The following is a 17,079-nucleotide window of genomic DNA, read 5'->3' as shown; positions in this document are numbered from 1 at the left end:
ACGACGCCGTCCGGGCACTCAATCCGCGAGGCGGAAGCGCGTGTCGCCCAGCGTGTCGAGCCCGAACTGCGCCAGCAGCTCGCGCAGCCGCGTCGCCGCACTCGCCTTGCGCTGGCCGGTGTAGCGCGCCAGGATCAGCTCGTTCTTCATGCTGTGCTCCCAGCCGACCAGCTCGGTGACGGTGACGCTGTAGCCGTTGGCTTCCAGGTACAGGCAGCGCAGCACGTTGGTGAGCTGGCTGCCGATCTCGCGGGTGTGCAGCGGATGGCGCCACAGTTCGGCCAGCGGCGTGCGCGACAGGGCCAGCGCCTTGGTCTCGCGCAGGCAGGCCGCCACTTCGGCCTGGCAGCAGGGCACGAGCACCATGCAGCGCGCCTTCTTGGCGAGGCCGAAGGCAATGGCGTCGTCGGTGGCGGTGTCGCAGGCGTGCAGCGCGGTGACCACGTCGATCTGCGCCGGCAGTTCGCTCGCCTGCGCCGACTCGGCCACGGTGAGGTTCAGGAACGACATGCGCCCGAAGCCCAGCTGCTGCGCCAGCGCACGAGAGCGCTCGACCAGCTCGCTGCGCGTCTCGATGCCGTAGACATGGCCACCCTGCCGCGCGCGGAAGAACAGGTCATAGATGATGAAACCGAGGTACGACTTGCCCGCCCCGTGGTCGGCCAGCGTGGCCTCGGCGCCCTCGCCCGGCAGCTCGCGCAGCAGCTGCTCGATGAACTGGAACAGGTGGTAGACCTGCTTGAGCTTGCGCCGCGAATCCTGGTTGAGCCGGCCTTCGCGCGTGAGGATGTGCAGCTCCTTGAGCAGCTCGACGGACTGGCCCGGCCGCAGGACTTCGGCCAGCTCGGCTTCGGCCTTCGCAGCCTTGTTGGTGGGGTGGGCTTTCGCGGGACGGGGCATGGTGTTCTTGTTGTTCATGGCGTGGCGCTTCCCGGGCCGACGTCGAGCGCGGTCCAGCCGTCAGGGCCCAGGACTTCGAGCGTCTCGATGTTGCGCTCGAAGATCGCCTCGGCCTCGGGAAAGGCCTCGACCGCGCGGTCCACGCTGTCTTCGCGCAACAGGTGCAGCGTGGGGTACGGCGCGCGGTTGGTGGCGTTGGTGATGTCGTCGGCCTCGGTGCCGGCGAACTGGAAATGCGGATGGAAGCTGGCGAGTTGCAGCACGCCGTCGAAGCCCGCGCGGGCGAGCTTGCGCTCTGCGCGCTCGGTGAAATCGTTGAAGTCGAGAAAGTCCGCCAGCGCGCGGGGGACGATCAGCAAGGTGGTGTCGCGCACCTCGGCATCGAGCGCCACGAGCGCGCGGGCTTCGGCCAGCAGCGCATCGATGAGGCGGCCTTCGTGGGTGTCGAGGTAGGTGACATAGTGGATCTGGCCCTTCACATGCACCGCCTTGGCGAAGGGGCACAGGTTGAGGCCGATCACGGCGCGTTCGAGCCAGCGGCGGGTGTCGGCTTCGGCCTGCGCGGCGTCGATGACCATCGGGTCGCTCATGCCGTGGCCTCCGTCAGTCGGCGGATGCGCCCGAGGCGCGCGGCGACCGCCATGCCGGCGAGCGAGCAGGCCAGCGTGGCGGTCCAGGTCCAGTGCCAGCCACCGACGCGATGCGCCAGCCAGGCCACCGCCGGCGGCGCCAGGAACTGGCCAAGCGACGACGCCTGCTGCATCAGGCCAACGGTGGTCGAGACGGTGCTCGGCCCCGGCGCCAGCCGCACGCCCAACAGGAACAGCGTGGCCGGCACCATGCCGCCGCCGAGTGAAAAGGCGCAGATCGCGGCATAGCGCAGCGCGGGCGGCAGGCCCAGCGCGTCGGCGCCCTGCCCCACCTGCGCGAAGGCAGCGACACCGCCCAGCGCCATGGTCAGGAAGCCCCATTGCAGCAGGCGCTCGGGCGCCACGCCGCGCTGCAGCCAGCGGCCGCCCATGAGGTTGCCGACGATGTTCATCGCCGCGGCCAGCGCGGTCAGCACCGCGCTCCAGGCGGCCGGCACCTTGGCGTCGGCATAGATGGCGGGCAGGAAACCGATCACAGCCATCCACTGCGACGAGTACACGGCGAAGGTCAACGCGACCAGCCACGGCGCCCGCGCACCGACCGTTTCGCGCAGCCGCGACGCCCAACCGGCCGACGCGGGCTGCAGGCTCGCGCCGGCCGTGCGGGGCCGGTCGCGCGGCACCGCCAGCCACACCCAGAGTGCCGCACCCGCCGACACCAGCGACAGCGTCCACCACCAATCAGCCCATCCGCCCCAGCCGATCAGGGCCGGACCGACGAGCAGCGCCAGCGCCACGCCCAACGGCATGTAGGCGCCCCACAGGCCCAGCGCGGCCTTGTCGGCGCCCGCCGGCGTCAGTGCGCGGATGAGTCCCGGGCCAGGCATCACCGCCATCAGGAAGCCGATGCCTTCGGCCGCACGCAGCACGAACAGCCACAGCACCGCGTGAGACCCGCCCAGCAAACCGGCACCGACGGCGCCCCCGAGCAGGCTGGCCGTCGTCAGCACCGCCAGCCCGACCAGCATGCTGCGCCGCAGGCCGATGGAGTCTGCGGCGAGCCCAGCCAGCAAGCCGAGCGTCATGCTCGCGACCTGGACCAGCGACAGCAGGAAACCCGCCTCGACAAGGTCGATGCCGAGCGACGCCTGCAGCGCCGGCACGGCGGGCGGCAGCTTGCCCAGGTGCAGCGCGGCACTGACGCCGCCCAGCACGACGGCGAAGGCCGCGGCCGGCACGCGGGCCGACGCGCTGTTCGAGCGCACGGCCGCCGTCATGCGATGCCCCGCCGGCCAGTCAGCCGCTCGTGCTCGCGCATGGCGAAGCGGTCGGTCATGCCAGCGATGTAGTCGGCCACGGCGCGGTGCCGGTCGCGGCGCTCGGCGTACGAGACGGGCATCTCGGTGCCGCGCGCCAGGTAGGCATCGAACAGCCCGCGCACGACCTCGCTCGCCTGGTCGGTGGTCTGCGTGACCTGCGGGTGGCGGTAGAGGTTGCGGAACAGGAACTGCTTGAGCGCCTCCGACTGCGCCTGCATGACGCCGCTGAAGGCCACCAGCGGCGGCGCCTGGCGCACGGCGTCGGCATCGACGGGGCCCAGCGCCTCGATGGCCGCACGCGTCGTGTCGATCACGTCGTAGACCTGCGCGCTGAGCATGCGGCGGATGGTTTCATAGAGCACGCGCCGGCCCTGGCCCTGCAGGTGCGGATGCTCGGCCAGCGCTTCGCGGCGGTAGCGCTCGAACAGCTCGACGTCGGCCAGCTGCTCGACGCTGATCAGGCCCGAGCGCACGCCGTCGTCGATGTCGTGCGCGTTGTAGGCGATGGCATCGGCCAGGTTGCACAGCTGCGCCTCCAGCCCCGGCTGCGTGCGGTCGAGAAAGCGACGGGCCACGCCCTGCGGCTCGGCGGCCTCGATGCGTTCGGCGTTGGCGCGCGAGCAATGCTTGAGGATGCCTTCGCGGGTCTCGAAGCTGAGGTTCAGGCCGTCGTACTGCGGGTAGCGGTGCTCCAGCGCATCGACCACGCGCAGGCTCTGCAGGTTGTGCTCGAAGCCGCCGTGCTCGGCCATGCAGGCATTGAGCGCGTCCTGGCCCGCGTGGCCGAAGGGCGTGTGGCCCAGGTCATGGGCCAGCGCGATCGCCTCGACCAGGTCTTCGTTGAGCCGCAGCGCGCGCGCGATGGAGCGGCCCAGCTGCGCGACTTCGAGCGAATGCGTGAGCCGCGTGCGGAACAGGTCGCCCTCGTGGTTCAGGAACACCTGGGTCTTGTAGACCAGCCGTCGGAAGGCGGTGGAATGGACGATGCGGTCGCGGTCGCGCTGGAAGGCGTCGCGCGTGGGCGCGGGCGGCTCCGCGTGGCGCCGTCCGCGCGAACGCGCGGGGTGGCAGGCGTACGCCGCAAGGCTCACGGCCGGATCTCCGCGTGCCGCGCCGCGCTCATGCCGCGCAGCACTGCGCGAGCACGTCGCGCACCATCGCATCGGGCGCGCTGCGCACGACGGCGGAGCCGGGTCGGTCGATCACCACGAAGCGGATCTCGCCGGCTTCCGATTTCTTGTCGACGCGCATCAGCTCCAGGTAGCGCTCGGCGCCCAGCGCCGGTCCCACGGTGGGCAGGCCGGCGCGCTCGATCAGGCGGGTGAGCCGCGCGACAAAGGCCGCGTCGACGCCGCCGAGCCGCTGCGACAGCTGCGCCGCCATGACCATGCCGCAGCCGACGGCTTCGCCGTGCAGCCACTCGCCGTAGCCCAGGCCCGACTCGATGGCATGGCCGAAGGTGTGGCCGAAGTTGAGGATGGCGCGCAGGCCGGTCTCGCGCTCGTCCTGGCCGACCACCAGCGCCTTGATCTCGCAGCTGCGCTTCACGGCATGGGCCAGCGCGGCCGGGTCGCGCGCCACCAGCGCCTCGATGTTCGACTCGATCCAGTCGAAGAAAGCCATGTCGTAGATCGGGCCGTACTTGATGACCTCGGCCAGGCCGGCGCTCAGTTCCCGCGGGGGCAACGTCTGCAGCGTGTCCAGGTCGCAGAGCACGAGCTGCGGCTGGTAGAACGCGCCGATCATGTTCTTGCCCAGCGGGTGGTTGATGGCCGTCTTGCCGCCCACCGAGGAATCGACCTGCGCCAGCAGCGTGGTCGGCACCTGCACGAAGGGCACGCCGCGCATGTAGCTGGCGGCCGCGAAGCCGGTCATGTCGCCCACCACCCCGCCGCCGAGCGCGAACAGCACCGTCTTGCGGTCGCTGCCGTGGCCCAGCAGGGCGTCGAAGATGAGGTTGAGGGTTTCGAGGTTCTTGTACGCCTCGCCGTCGGGCAGTTCGAGCAGATGGACCGTGCGGAAGCGGCCGGCCAGCACGGTTTGGAGGGCCCGGGCGTACAGCGGCGCCACGGTGGTGTTGCTGACGATCAGCGCGCTCGCCGCCGCCGGAACGACACCGAAGCTGGCGGGGTCTTCCAGCAGGCCGCCGCCGATCAGGATCGGGTAGCTGCGCTCGCCGAGCTGGATCTCGACGCGTTCGGGCTTTGGCGGGGCGGAAAGTGCGGGCGAAACAGACAGGGACATGGCCACGAGTTTAGGCGCTCGGGCCTGCCAGGGTCAGTCCGAGGGCTCTTCCGGATGGGCGCCGGGTTCGACCACTCCGGCCAGTTCGAGCTGCATCACGATGAGGTTGACCAGCACCGCAATGGACGGCCGGCCGGTGTCGACCACGTCATGGGCGGTTTCCCGGTAGAACGGGTCGCGCGCATCGTGCAGTTCGCGCAGCCGACCCAGCGGGTCGGCCACCTGCAGGAGCGGGCGCTTGACGTCGTGGCGCAGGCGCCGGAACAGGTCTTCGGGCGAGGAGCGTAGGTAGATGACGTGGAAATGGTCGCGCAGTTGCTGGCGGTTGGCCTCGCGCAGCACGGCGCCGCCGCCGGTCGCCAGCACGCCGTGGGGGTGGGCGGCCAGGTCGGCGATGACCGCCTGCTCGATGTCGCGAAAGGCGGCTTCGCCCTCGCGGTCGAAGAAGTCACGGATCGTGCAGCCGATGCGCTGCTCGATCACGTGATCGGTGTCGATGAAGGGAGTGTTCAGCCGAGCACCCAGGCGCCGGCCCACTGCGGACTTTCCGGCGCCGGGCAACCCGACAAGTGCGACCGCCACGCGGTGGCTGCTACGCCCGCGCGTCAGCGCGCGGCGTTGCGGTCGGTAATCATCTTCGGAGTGATAAAGACGAGCATTTCGGTCTTGTTGGCAATGCGTTCGCGCTTGCGGAACAATGCCCCCATGTAGGGGATTTCACCCAGCACCGGCACGCGCGATTCGTCATTGGTTTCGGTGAGTTCGAAGATACCACCGATGACCACCGTGCCACCGTTCTCGACCAGCACCTCGGTCTGCACGTGCTTGGTGTTGATGGCCGGGCCCGCCGAAGTGTTGACGCCGCGGGCGTCCTTGCTCACGTCCAGCGTCAGGATGATGTTGCCTTCTGGCGTGATCTGCGGCGTGACTTCGAGCTTGAGCACCGCCTTGCGGAACGAGATCGAGGTCGCGCCACTGGACGTGGCTTGCTGGTAGGGGATTTCCTCGCCCTGCTCGATCAGCGCCTTGGTCTGGTCGGCCGTGATGACGCGGGGGCTGGAGACCAGCTTGCCCTTGCCATCGGCTTCGAGGGCCGAGATTTCGAGGTTCAGCATGCGCGACAAGCTCGAGTTGAACAGCGAGATCGCGAAGGTGCCTGCGGCGTTGCCGGTGCCGCCAGCGTCGCCGGCGGGCAGGTTGATGAAGTTGGAGTTGGTCCAGGTGGCTGCTGCGCCGCCGACGCCGCCGGCGTTGGTGGTGGCAGGCATGACACCGAAGGTGCCGTAGGCCGGATTGCCGTTGGCCGACGCGACGCGTTCGCGGGAGATACCGCCACCCATCCGCACGCCGAGCGACTTGCCGAAGGTGTCGGAGGCTTCCACGATGCGCGCTTCGATCAGCACCTGGCGGACTGGAATGTCCAGCTTCTGGATCAGATCGGTGACCTGGGCCAGTCGCGAGGGAATGTCGGACACGAACAGCTGGTTGGTCCGCGATTCGGCGATCACGCTGCCGCGGGGGCTCAGGATGCGCGAGGTCGCGCCGCCACCGCCACCACCGCCGCCGCCCGCCGATGCACCAGTCCCCGTCAGGCCCTGTGCAATCGCAATGGCCTTCGTGTAGTTCAGCTGGAACGACTGCGTGCGCAGCGGCTCCAGGTTCTCGATCGCCGCCTTGGCTTCGAATTCGAGCTTTTCCTTGGCGTTGATCTCGTCCTTGGGCGCGATCCACAGCACGCTGCCGTTCTTGCGCATGCCCAGGTTCTTCGCCTGCATGATGATGTCGAGCGCCTGGTCCCAGGGCACATCCTTCAGCCGCAGCGTCAGTGCGCCGCTGACCGAATCCGAGGTCACGATGTTGAAGTTCGTGAAGTCGGCGATCACCTGCAACAGCGAGCGGATCTCGATGTTCTGGAAGTTGAGCGACAGCTTCTCGCCGTTGTAGCCGACGCCTTGCGTGAGCTTGCTCGGGTCGACCTTGCGCGCGCGGACTTCCACCACGAACTGGTTCTCGCTCTGGTAGGCGCTGTGCTCCCAGTCGCCCTTGGCATCGATCGTCATGCGCACGCGGTCGCCCGACTGCTGCGAGGTGATCAGCTGCACCGGCGTGCCGAAGTCGGCCACATCGAGGCGGCGACGCAGGCCTTCGGGCAGCGTCGACTTGGTGAATTCCACGACCAGGCTCTTGCCCTGCTGCTTCACGTCGACGCCGACCTGGTTATTCGGCAGGTCGACCAGCACGCGGCCGGTGTTGTCGGCGCCCAGGCGGAAATCGACATCGCGCAGCGGCAGCGTGTCGCGGTTGCGGTTCTCGGCGAAAGTGGTCGCCGCAGAAGCGACGAGCGCCGTGCCAGCCACCGGCTCGAGCACCACCAGCAGCGACTTGCCCTGGATCTCGGCCTTGTAGGCCGTGGCCTGCTTCAGGTTCAGCACCACGCGGCTGCGATCGCCAGCCTGCACCACGTTGACCGAGCGCAGATTGCCCTGGTTCACCTCGATGGCCGAACGCCCGATGGCGTTCGTCACGCCCGGGAAGTCCAGCGCGATGCGCGCCGGCGTCTGCACCGAGAACCCGGCAGGCACGGCGGTGAGCGGCTGGGCCAGGTCGATGCGGATCACTTCCGCGCCCGACTGGGTCGAGCTCGTCACCGACTCGATCGCGTTTTGCGCATGGGCGACGGCCAGGGCACCGAAAGCCAGCAGACCCAGCCCGGCGGCGCGCAGCCACTGTGCCATCGTTGATTTTTTATGGTTCATTTCGCACTCTCTTGCAACTGCAGCGTGGCTACGCGTTCGATCCATTCGCCCGCGGCGTCCTGCACGATCTCGCGCAGGGCAACTTCGGTTTCGTTGATACGGGTGATGCGCCCGTAGTTGAGCCCCAGGTATTCGCCGACGCGCACCTTGTAGAGCAGCTTGTCCACACGCACGAGCGCCACCGGCTGGCCGTTGCGGTTCATGCTGCCGACCATCGCCATCGTGTCGAGCGGGAACGCTTCGAGGGCTTCCTTGCGGCGCGCCAGCTCCGGCGCGATCAGCTCGGACGTGCTCGGCTGGTTCGACTCCCGGCGCAGTGCCTGGGTCAGCTTCAGCATGTTGAAGGGCTCGAACGACGACGCCTCGGTGTAGGCCTGCGGCGTGAACTTCTTGGGTTCGGAGATCGGCGGCACAGAGGGCTTCACCTGCGCGCGCTGCTCGACCATCCAGCGCTGCAGGTCTTCCTGGTCGGAATCGCCGCAGGCGCTCAGGCCCAGCGTGGCCAGTGCCAGCCACAGGACTTTGGCGACCGGCTTCATTTCTTCGCCTTCGGCGCCGTGGCGCGTTTCTGGGCGGCCCGCTCGTCTTCGTCGAGGTAGCGGTAGGTGCGCGCGGTGGCGTCCATCGTCAGCACGTCCTTGTCCTTGTCCTTCTGCGGTGTGACGGTCACGTTGTTGAGCGTCACGATGCGCGACAGGCTGGCCACGTCGGCAGCGAAGGCGCCCATGTCGTGGTAGCGGCCCGTGACGCGCACGGCGATCGGCAGCTCTGCGTAGTAGTCCTTGACCGAAACCTGGCCCGGACGGAACAGTTCGAACTGCAGGCTGCGGCCGAGGCCGGCCTGGTTGATGTCGGAGAGCAGTGCGTCCATTTCCGCCTTGCTGGGCAGTTGCTTCTCGAGCAGGATCACGTACTGCTGCACCTGCTCGCGTTGCTTCTTCAGCAGGTCGAGGTTGGCGGCTTGCGCCACTTTCTTCTGGTAGTCGGTCCGGAGCGTGACCTCCTTGGCGCGCTCGGCCTCGAGTTCGTCGTTGGAATTGGTCAGCCAGACGAACCACAGGCCGACCAGCACCAGGGCGGCCAGGGCCAGGCACAGGGCGTAGCGCGGCACCGCCGGCCACATGGAAGGATCGTTCGGATTCAGTCCGCGGAACTGGTCGCCGAAGTTGCGCAATGCGGTGGCGACGTCGACTTTGGGGAGGGATCGGTTGCTGATGGCCATGATCGATTACCCCTTCGCCTGCGCCTTGGCGGCCAGGGCCTTCTCGGCCTCCGCCTTCTGCGCGTCGGTGGGCCGCTTGAGGCCGATGCGCATCGTGAAGTTCGCCACGCGGCGCTGGTCGCGCTGGCTCAGGTTCACGTTGGCCGAGGTGATTTCGACCAGCTCGGGCTTCACCAGCCAGGGGCTGTTGTTGCCGAGGTTGCGCAGCAGTTCCGACACGCGCTCGTTCGACTGCGCCATGCCTTGCAGGGTCACGGTCTGGTTCTCCTGCTTCATGCTGGTGAGGTAGACGCCGTCGGGCAGTTGCCGGACGAGTTCGTTGAGCAGGTGCACGGGCAGATTGCGGTCGCCTTGCAGGTCTTCCACAGCCAGCTGGCGCGCGCGCAAGGCTGCGATTTCCTCCTGCAGTGTCGAGATTTCCTTGATCTCGACTTCGAGCTTCTTGATCTCGGCCTGAAGGAAACCGTTCTTCGATTGCTGAGCCGAAATCTGGGCCTCGAACCACAGGTAACCGAGGCCGGCGATCAGGGCGCCCAGCAGCGCGGCACCACCCAGGGTGCCGTAGAAAGCCTCGCGGCGGCGCTTGCGCGCAGCTTCGCGGTGTGGAAGCAGATTGATCAGGATCACTGCAGGAACCTCCGCATGGCCAGGCCGCAGGAGGTCAGATAGGAAGGCGCTTCGCGGCGGACCTTCTTCTCGCGGATGCTGGGGCCGAAGTCCATGCCGTCGAACGGATTCACGAGCGAGCAGGCAAAAGAGGTCTGGCGGGTCACGGCATTGGTCAGCCCCGGCAGCGACGACGATCCGCCCGCCAGCAGCACGTAGTCCACACGGTTGTGCGGCGTGCTGGTGAAGAAGAACTGCAGCGCCCGCGCGATTTCCTGCGCGATGCTTTCGACGAAGGGCTTGAGCACGCCCGAGCCGTAGTCGTCGGGCAGGTCGCCGCTGCGCTTCTTGGCTTCGGCTTCCTCGGCGGAAAAACCGTACTGGCGCACGATCAGCTGGCTCAATTGAGCACCGCCGAAGGCCTGGTCGCGGTCGTACAGCACTTCCTGGTTGCGCAGCACCTGCATGCTGGTCGTGAAGGCGCCGACTTCGAACAGCGCCACGATGGCGTCCACGCCCTTGCCCGGCAGCTGCTCGATCAGGCGTGCGGTTGCGAGGCGCGAGGCATACGACTCGACGTCGAGGATCATGGCCTTCAGGCCCGCGGCTTCCGCCAGGCCTTCGCGGTCCTGCACCTTCTCCTTGCGGGAGGCGGCGATCAGCACTTCCACGTCACCGACGGAGGTCGTGCTCGGTCCTGTCACGCAGAAGTCGAGGCTCACCTCATCGAGCGAGAACGGGATGTACTGGTTGGCTTCGGATTCGACCTGGATCTCGAGCTCCTGCTCGCTCATCCCGCCCGGGAGAATGATCTTCTTGGTGATGACCGCCGAGGGCGGCAGCGCCAGCGCCACGTTGCGGGTCTTGGTGCCGCTCTTGCGCACGACGCGGCGCACGGCTTCGGCGACTTCGTCGAATTTTTCGACGTTGCCGTCGGTGATCCAGCCGCGTTCGAGCGGCTCGATGGCGCAGCGCTCCAGGACCAGCTTGCCGCTGGCCTCACGGCCGAGCTCCACCAGCTTCACGCTGGACGAACTGACGTCCAGTCCCAGCAGGGGGGCGTTCTGACGACGAAACAATGATCCAAGAGCAGCCAAGTTAGGTCCCTCTCCCCCTGTTATTTGTAACCAATGGAAAAATATGCGTTCGGTTGCATGCTAGCAGCAGGCACAGCGCCCACCAAGCGTGCAGAAAGCCCGGAACCGACAACCGTTGTCAAAACGTGACGTCAAAGCCGCATTCTGTAACTTTCTGCTTAGCCCCTGGAGAGGGAATGCGCGAGGTAACAAAGATCCGGAGGCGCCGAGGGGGCGGCTTTTTATAATGTCCGGTGACTCTCCGGGCCCCCATGCAAGAAACTTCCAGCCCGAAAGGGCGCGCCAAGACTCCTCCACCCGAACGCCCCTTCTGGCTGAAATGGCTGTTGCGTTTCGTGTTCTGGGGGGCGGGCATCGCTGCGGCGGGCCTGCTTTCCATCCTGTGCGTGGTGGCCGTGGCCCTGGCAGTGGCCTATCCCAACCTGCCGGACATCTCGGAACTCTCCGACTACCGCCCCAAGCTGCCGCTGCGCGTGTTCTCGGCCGAGGGCACGCAGATCGGCGAGTTCGGGGAAGAGCGACGCAACCTCACCCCCATCGCGGCGATCCCCAAGGTCGTGAAGGACGCCGTCCTGGCCGCCGAAGACGCCCGCTTCTATGACCACGGCGGCGTCGACTACAAGGGGCTGGTCCGCGCCGGCCTCGCCAACCTGAACCGCGTGAAGAGCCAGGGCGCCTCCACCATCACGATGCAGGTGGCCCGCAACGTCTACCTGAGCTCCGAGAAGACGCTGACCCGCAAGATCTACGAGGTGCTGTTGACCTTCAAGCTGGAGCATCTGCTCACGAAGGACCAGATCTTCGAGATCTACCTGAACCAGATCTACCTGGGCAACCGCGCCTACGGCTTCGCCGCCGCTTCCGAAGCCTATTTCGGCAAGCCGCTGTCCGAGATGACGATCGCCCAGGCCGCCATGCTGGCCGGCCTGCCGAAGGCACCCGGCGCGAACAACCCGGTCAACAACCCGCAGCGCGCACGCGGGCGCCAGTTCTACGTGATCGATCGCATGCAGGAAGCCGGCTTCATCACCGCCGAGCAGGCGGCCGAGGCCAAGAAGGAAGAGCTGCACCTGCGCGACGCCGCCGACCCGAACCGCCTGCACGCCGAGTACGTGGCCGAAACCGTGCGCCAGCTGATGTACGCCCAGTACGGCGACAGCACCTACACGCGCGGCCTCAAGGTCTACACCTCGCTGGTCGCGGCCGACCAGGCCGCGGCCTACAAGGCGCTGCGCAAGGGCATCATGGATTACGAGCGCCGTCAGGTGTACCGCGGCCCCGAGAAGTTCATCGACCTGCCGAACGACCCCAAGGAGCTCGACGAGGCGGTGGACGACGTGCTGAACGACCACCCCGACAACGGCGACGTCATGGCGGCCGTGGTGCTCAAGGCAACGCCCAAGGAAATCCAGGCCATCCGCGCCAACGGCGACGCCGTGCAGATCACGGGCGACGGCCTCAAGCCCGCGCAGTCCGGCCTGTCGGACAAGGCACCGCCCAACATCAAGATCCGCCGCGGCGCCGTGATTCGTGTCGCCAAGACGCCCAAGAACACCTGGGAAATCACCCAGCTGCCCGAGGTGGAAGGCGCGTTCGTGGCCATGGACCCGCGCGACGGCGCCATCAAGGCACTGGTCGGCGGTTTCGACTTCGGCAAGAACAAGTTCAACCACGTCACGCAAGCGTGGCGCCAGCCGGGCTCGAGCTTCAAGCCCTTCATCTACTCGGCGGCGCTCGAAAAGGGCTTCACCCCCGCCACCGTCATCAACGACGGCCCGCTGTTCTTCGACGCCGGCACCACCGGCGGCCAGCCCTGGGAGCCCAAGAACTACGGCGGCGGCTTCGACGGTCCGATGTCGATGCGCACGGCGCTGATGAAGTCGCGCAACCTCGTGTCGATCCGCATCCTGCAATCCATCGGCACGCGCTACGCGCAAGACTGGATCACCAACTTCGGCTTCGACAAGGACAAGCACCCCGCCTACCTCCCGATGGCGCTCGGTGCCGGTGCCGTCACGCCGATGCAGATGGCGGTGGGCTATTCGGTGTTCGCCAACGGCGGCTACCGCGTGAATCCGTACCTCGTGACCCGCGTCACCGACCACAAGGACCGCGTGCTGGTCGACGTCCAGCCGCCACTGCTCAACGAAGCGTCGCGCGCCATCCCGCAGCGCAACGCCTTCATCATGGACACGCTGCTGCAGTCCATCACGCGCGCCGGTACGGCCGCAAAGGCGCAGGCGATGCTCAAGCGCCCCGACCTCTACGGCAAGACCGGCACCACCAACGACTCGCTCGACGCCTGGTTCGCGGGCTTCCAGCCCACCATGACGGCGATCTCGTGGATCGGCTACGACACGCCGCGCAACCTGGGCGACCGCGAAACCGGCGGCGGCCTGAGCCTGCCGATCTGGATCAACTACATGGAAACTGCCCTCAAGGGCGTGCCCGTGACCGACCTGTCGACCACGCCGCCTTCGGGCATCGTGAGCGTCGGCGGCGAGTGGTACTACGACGACTACGCGCCGGGCCGCGGCGTGTCGAGCCTGGGCGTGGAATCTTCCGCGCCGGTGGCCCCCGCCGAAGCCCTGAGCGGCCCGGCGATCAGCGCGCCTGCGCCACCCGAGGAGCGCAACCGCATCCTCGACCTGTTCAGGAACTGATCGAGAAAGACAGAGCGGCGGCTCAGGCCGCCGCGAACACCAGCGGCTGCCCCGCCTGCAGGGTCGCCTCGCGCGACAGGTTGCCGAAGAATTCTTCCCCGGTCTTGGTGTCCACCCACACCCGGCCGTCGTGCCGGTAGTGGTAGCCGCCGGAGCGTGCCGCCAGCCAGATTTCCTGCAGCGGCTTCTGCAGGTTCACGATCAGCTGGCTGCCGTTGCGAAACGACATCGTGATCATCCCGCCGACCCGCTGGTTGTCGATGTCGGCGTCGGTCGCGTCGTTGATGCGGTCGCAGCCCTGCTCGATGGCAGCAAGCGCCGCCTCGGCGCGGTCCATGTACTCGGTGTCGGTCATTACAATTTCAGCATGTTGAATGTTCGCCAAATTCTAGTGAGCGCTCGCGCCCGCACCGCGCTCATGGTCTGCCTTGCCGCCAGCGCGGCCGGCCTTGCGGCGTGCGGACAGCGCGGCGCGCTCTATCTGCCGACCGATCCGGCGGCCGCCCAGCGCGCCACCTTGCCCCAATTGCTCACCCCCGGCGGCTCCAAAGCCTCCGACAACGAAGCGGCCCCCAAGCCCGCCGCAGCCAGCAGCGCCCCCGCCTCCCCCCAGAAATGACGACGAACACCCCCCTGCCCGGCCACCCCCACATCGCCCACCGCGACGGCGCCCTGCACGTCGAGGGCGTCACGCTCGACGCGCTGGCGCGCGCGCACGGCACGCCGCTGTTCGTCTATTCGAAGCAGTGGATGCTCGACGCCCTGGCCGCCTACCAGCGCGGCTTCGAGGGCCGCGAGGCACTGATCTGCTACGCCATGAAGGCCAACTCCTCGCTCGGCGTGCTGCGCGTATTCGCCGAAGCCGGCTGCGGTTTCGACATCGTCTCGGGCGGCGAACTGTCGCGCGTGCTGGCAGTGGGCGCCGATCCCAAGAAGATCATCTTCTCGGGCGTCGGCAAGACGCGCGCCGAGATGCGCCAGGCCCTGGCGGCCGGCATCGCCTGCTTCAACGTCGAGAGCGAAGCCGAGCTCGACGTGCTCAACGAGGTGGCGCTCGCCGAGAAGGTGCGCGCGCCGATCAGCATCCGCATCAATCCGAACGTCGACCCGAAGACACACCCCTACATTTCCACGGGCCTCAAGGGCAACAAGTTCGGCATCGCGCACGACCGTGCGGTGCAGGCCTACCAGCACGCCGCCCGGCTGCCGGGCCTCGAGGTGGTCGGCATCGACTGCCACATCGGCTCGCAGATCACCGAAGCCTCGCCCTACCTGGACGCCTGCGACCGCGTGCTCGACCTGGTGGAAGCCATCGAGGCGGCCGGCGTGCCGATCCATCACCTGGACTTCGGCGGCGGCCTGGGCATCGACTACAACGGCGAAGTGCCGCCCAAGGCCGATGCACTGTGGCAGCAGCTGCTCGCCAAGCTCGACGCGCGCGGCTTCGGCCAGCGCAAGCTGGTGATCGAACCCGGCCGTTCGCTGGTCGGCAATGCCGGCGTGTGCGTGACCGAGGTGCTCTACACGAAACCCGGCGAAGACAAGAACTTCTGCATCGTCGACGCGGCCATGAACGACCTTCCGCGCCCCGCGATGTACCAGGCCTTCCAGAAGATCGTGCCGCTGCGCGCGCGCGCCGGCGACGCGCCGACCTACGACGTGGTGGGCCCGGTCTGCGAAAGCGGCGACTGGATCGGCCGCGACCGTGCGCTCAACGTGGTGGCCGGCGACCTGCTGGCCGTGCTGTCGGCGGGTGCGTACTGCATGAGCATGGCGAGCAATTACAACACGCGCGGCCGCGCCGCCGAGGTGCTGGTGAGCGGCGCCACAACGAAGCTGATCCGTCGCCGCGAGACGATGGAAGACCAGTTGCGCGCCGAGATCGACGGCTGATCCGGTCTCAGCCGGTGCGCAGCGGCTTCTCGCTGCCGCGCACGGCCACTGCGGGCCTGGCCTGGCGCTTGCGCGCGAAATTCCAGACGCGCCACGCCAGCAGCACCCCGATGATCGCGGCATAGACGAACACTTCGGCGAAGTTGTTCTTGCCCGCGCGCATCCAGAAGAAGTGCAGCAGCCCGAGCCCCGCGATCACGTAGACCAGCTTGTGCAGCAGCTGCCAGCGCTTGGCGCCCAGGGCCTTGATCGCGCGGTTGAACGACGTGGCCGCCAGCGGCGTCAGCAGCACGAAGGCCGAGAACCCCACCAGGATGAACGGCCGCTTGGCGATGTCCTTGGCGATTTCGCCCCACTCGAAACCCATGTCGAACCAGCTGTAACACAGGAGGTGCAGCACCACGTAGAAGTACGCGAACAGGCCCAGCATGCGGCGCAGCCGCGCCAGCGCGTTGAGCTTGGCGATCACGCGCAGCGGCGTCACCGCCAGCACGATGCACAGGAAGCGCAGGGTCCAGTCGCCCGTCGCGCGGATCAGGAACTCGGCCGGGTTCGCGCCCAGCCCGTCGGTGAAGGCACCGAAGGCCAGCCGCGCGAACGGCAGCAGGCACAGCAGGAAGACGACCGGCTTGGTCGCCGGGTGCATGAGCAGCTTGTTCAGCATGGCGCAACGACCGGGCGGGCGCACCCGCTCAGTAGTTCTTCTTCAGGTCCATGCCGGCGTAGAGCTGACCGACCTGCGCCTCGTAGCCATTGAACATCTCGGTCTTGCGCCGCTTTGCGAACAGGCCGCCGCCGTCGCCGATGCGGCGCTCGGTCGCCTGGCTCCAGCGCGGGTGGTCGACGTTCGGATTCACGTTCGAATAGAAGCCGTACTCCTGCGCCGCCGCCTTGTTCCAGGCGGTGCTCGGCTCCTTCTCGACGAAGCGGATCTTGACGATCGACTTGGCGGACTTGAAACCGTACTTCCATGGCACCACGAGCCGCACCGGCGCGCCGTTCTGGTTGGGCAGCACCTCGCCGTACATGCCGAAGGCCAGCAGCGTGAGCGGATGCATCGCCTCGTCCATGCGCAGGCCCTCGGTGTAGGGCCAGTCGAGCACGCGCGAGCCGACGAAGGGCATGGTCTTCGGGTCGGCCAGCGTCACGAACTCGACGAACTTGGCGTTGCCCTGCGGCTCGACCTTCTTGATGAGCTCGGCCAGCGAATAGCCCACCCACGGGATCACCATCGACCAGCCCTCGACGCAGCGCAGGCGGTAGATGCGCTCTTCCTGCGCGCTGAGCTTGAGCAGGTCTTCGATGCCGTACTTGCCCGGCTTCTTGACCAGGCCTTCGACCTCCACGGTCCACGGCCGCGTCTTGAGCGTGCCGGCGTTCTTCACCGGATCACCCTTGTCGACGCCGAACTCGTAGTAGTTGTTGTAGCTGCTCGCGTCCTTGTAGTCGGTGAGCTTTTCCATGGTCTGCGCACCCGGCACGGCCGATCGGGCGCCCGGCAGCAGGGCCAGCTTGTGCGGGCCGGCCGCCTGGGCGAAGGCCTCGCGCCCGGCGAAGGTGGCGAGCGCCGCACCCGCGGCACCGCCGGCCATCAGCTTGAGCAGGTCGCGCCGGCCTTCGTAGGCCGCGCGCGGCGTGATCTCGCTCGACAGCGGATGGTTGAAACCGTGGGTGTCGCGACGGTGCGAACGGGAAGGGAACGACATGGCAGGCCTTTCGCGTGAATCGTTGTGCTCAGGGTAGTTCGTGACATGCCCCGGTTTGGTTACGCGCCATGGCGGCGCGTGGT

Annotated in this window: 17 protein-coding genes; 3 read left to right on the top strand and 14 right to left on the bottom strand. The window is 67.7% G+C overall.

What is annotated here, in order from left to right; all coding sequences use genetic code 11:
- Positions 1-18 precede the first annotated feature (18 nt).
- From AC57B8_RS15970 to AC57B8_RS15920, 11 genes are read right to left on the bottom strand one after another with little or no spacing between them, the layout of a single operon-like run.
- The gene (locus AC57B8_RS15970; protein WP_159278667.1) at positions 19-900 is read right to left on the bottom strand and encodes a class I SAM-dependent methyltransferase; all 882 of its coding nucleotides are present in this window, start codon (positions 898-900) and stop codon (positions 19-21) included.
- 14 nt (positions 901-914) lie between these two features.
- Positions 915-1,490 (bottom strand): DUF1415 domain-containing protein, encoded by a 576-nt coding sequence (locus tag AC57B8_RS15965; protein ID WP_496480108.1) that lies wholly within the window; start codon positions 1,488-1,490, stop codon positions 915-917.
- Positions 1,487-2,767 carry an MFS transporter gene (locus AC57B8_RS15960; RefSeq protein WP_496480107.1) on the bottom strand — a complete coding sequence of 427 codons (1,281 nt, stop codon included), beginning with the start codon at positions 2,765-2,767 and terminating at the stop codon, positions 1,487-1,489. The genes AC57B8_RS15965 and AC57B8_RS15960 overlap by 4 nt, the downstream gene beginning before the upstream one ends.
- Complete coding sequence (locus AC57B8_RS15955; protein ID WP_496480106.1) at positions 2,764-3,900, bottom strand: deoxyguanosinetriphosphate triphosphohydrolase; 1,137 nt, start codon at positions 3,898-3,900, stop codon at positions 2,764-2,766. The genes AC57B8_RS15960 and AC57B8_RS15955 overlap by 4 nt, the downstream gene beginning before the upstream one ends.
- A gap of 28 nt (positions 3,901-3,928) precedes the next feature.
- A complete protein-coding gene (aroB, locus tag AC57B8_RS15950) occupies positions 3,929-5,053 on the bottom strand; it encodes a 3-dehydroquinate synthase (protein ID WP_369644639.1) in 1,125 nt (374 codons plus the stop codon).
- A gap of 33 nt (positions 5,054-5,086) precedes the next feature.
- On the bottom strand, positions 5,087-5,635 hold the full coding sequence (locus tag AC57B8_RS15945) for a shikimate kinase (protein ID WP_062471759.1): 549 nt from the start codon (positions 5,633-5,635) through the stop codon (positions 5,087-5,089).
- Positions 5,636-5,658: 23 nt separating this feature from the next.
- Positions 5,659-7,809 carry a type IV pilus secretin PilQ gene (locus AC57B8_RS15940; RefSeq protein WP_496480105.1) on the bottom strand — a complete coding sequence of 717 codons (2,151 nt, stop codon included), beginning with the start codon at positions 7,807-7,809 and terminating at the stop codon, positions 5,659-5,661.
- Entirely contained in the window at positions 7,806-8,348 is a 543-nt protein-coding gene (locus AC57B8_RS15935) for a pilus assembly protein PilP (RefSeq protein ID WP_062471766.1), read from the bottom strand. Before AC57B8_RS15935 ends, AC57B8_RS15940 begins: the two co-directional genes overlap by 4 nt.
- Positions 8,345-9,031 carry a type IV pilus inner membrane component PilO gene (locus AC57B8_RS15930; protein ID WP_496480104.1) on the bottom strand — a complete coding sequence of 229 codons (687 nt, stop codon included), beginning with the start codon at positions 9,029-9,031 and terminating at the stop codon, positions 8,345-8,347. The genes AC57B8_RS15935 and AC57B8_RS15930 overlap by 4 nt, the downstream gene beginning before the upstream one ends.
- A gap of 6 nt (positions 9,032-9,037) precedes the next feature.
- Positions 9,038-9,658, bottom strand: coding sequence for a PilN domain-containing protein (locus AC57B8_RS15925; RefSeq protein ID WP_070059948.1), 621 nt, complete (start codon positions 9,656-9,658; stop codon positions 9,038-9,040).
- Positions 9,655-10,734, bottom strand: a complete 1,080-nt coding sequence (locus AC57B8_RS15920; RefSeq protein WP_062471776.1) for a pilus assembly protein PilM — start codon at positions 10,732-10,734, stop codon at positions 9,655-9,657. The genes AC57B8_RS15925 and AC57B8_RS15920 overlap by 4 nt, the downstream gene beginning before the upstream one ends.
- Before the next feature lie 251 nt (positions 10,735-10,985).
- On the opposite strand from AC57B8_RS15920, the gene AC57B8_RS15915 reads away from it, so the two are divergent.
- Positions 10,986-13,397 (top strand): penicillin-binding protein 1A, encoded by a 2,412-nt coding sequence (locus AC57B8_RS15915; protein WP_169805026.1) that lies wholly within the window; start codon positions 10,986-10,988, stop codon positions 13,395-13,397.
- Positions 13,398-13,419: 22 nt separating this feature from the next.
- On the opposite strand, the gene cyaY is transcribed toward AC57B8_RS15915, so the two are convergent.
- Positions 13,420-13,752, bottom strand: a complete 333-nt coding sequence (gene cyaY / locus AC57B8_RS15910) for an iron donor protein CyaY (RefSeq protein WP_062471779.1) — start codon at positions 13,750-13,752, stop codon at positions 13,420-13,422.
- A 12-nt stretch (positions 13,753-13,764) separates the two neighbouring features.
- On the opposite strand from cyaY, the gene lptM reads away from it, so the two are divergent.
- Together lptM and lysA are read left to right on the top strand one after the other, a co-directional pair.
- Positions 13,765-14,016 (top strand): LPS translocon maturation chaperone LptM, encoded by a 252-nt coding sequence (gene lptM, locus AC57B8_RS15905; protein ID WP_062471782.1) that lies wholly within the window; start codon positions 13,765-13,767, stop codon positions 14,014-14,016.
- On the top strand, positions 14,013-15,290 hold the full coding sequence (gene lysA / locus AC57B8_RS15900) for a diaminopimelate decarboxylase (RefSeq protein ID WP_496480103.1): 1,278 nt from the start codon (positions 14,013-14,015) through the stop codon (positions 15,288-15,290). The genes lptM and lysA overlap by 4 nt, the downstream gene beginning before the upstream one ends.
- Before the next feature lie 7 nt (positions 15,291-15,297).
- Here the strand turns inward: lysA and msrQ are convergent, their stop codons facing one another.
- Together msrQ and msrP are read right to left on the bottom strand one after the other, a co-directional pair.
- Positions 15,298-15,951: a protein-methionine-sulfoxide reductase heme-binding subunit MsrQ gene (gene msrQ, locus AC57B8_RS15895; protein WP_447748621.1), complete on the bottom strand. Its 654-nt coding sequence runs from the start codon at positions 15,949-15,951 to the stop codon at positions 15,298-15,300.
- Positions 15,952-15,982: 31 nt separating this feature from the next.
- Positions 15,983-16,996 (bottom strand): protein-methionine-sulfoxide reductase catalytic subunit MsrP, encoded by a 1,014-nt coding sequence (gene msrP, locus AC57B8_RS15890; protein ID WP_496480102.1) that lies wholly within the window; start codon positions 16,994-16,996, stop codon positions 15,983-15,985.
- Between the last annotated feature and the right edge of the window lie 83 nt (positions 16,997-17,079).

The organism is Variovorax sp. BGA-UO-ETr-C22 (assembly GCF_059567965.1).
The sequence above is the reverse complement of the archived record's forward strand: the minus strand, read 5'-3'. Positions and strand labels throughout refer to the sequence as shown.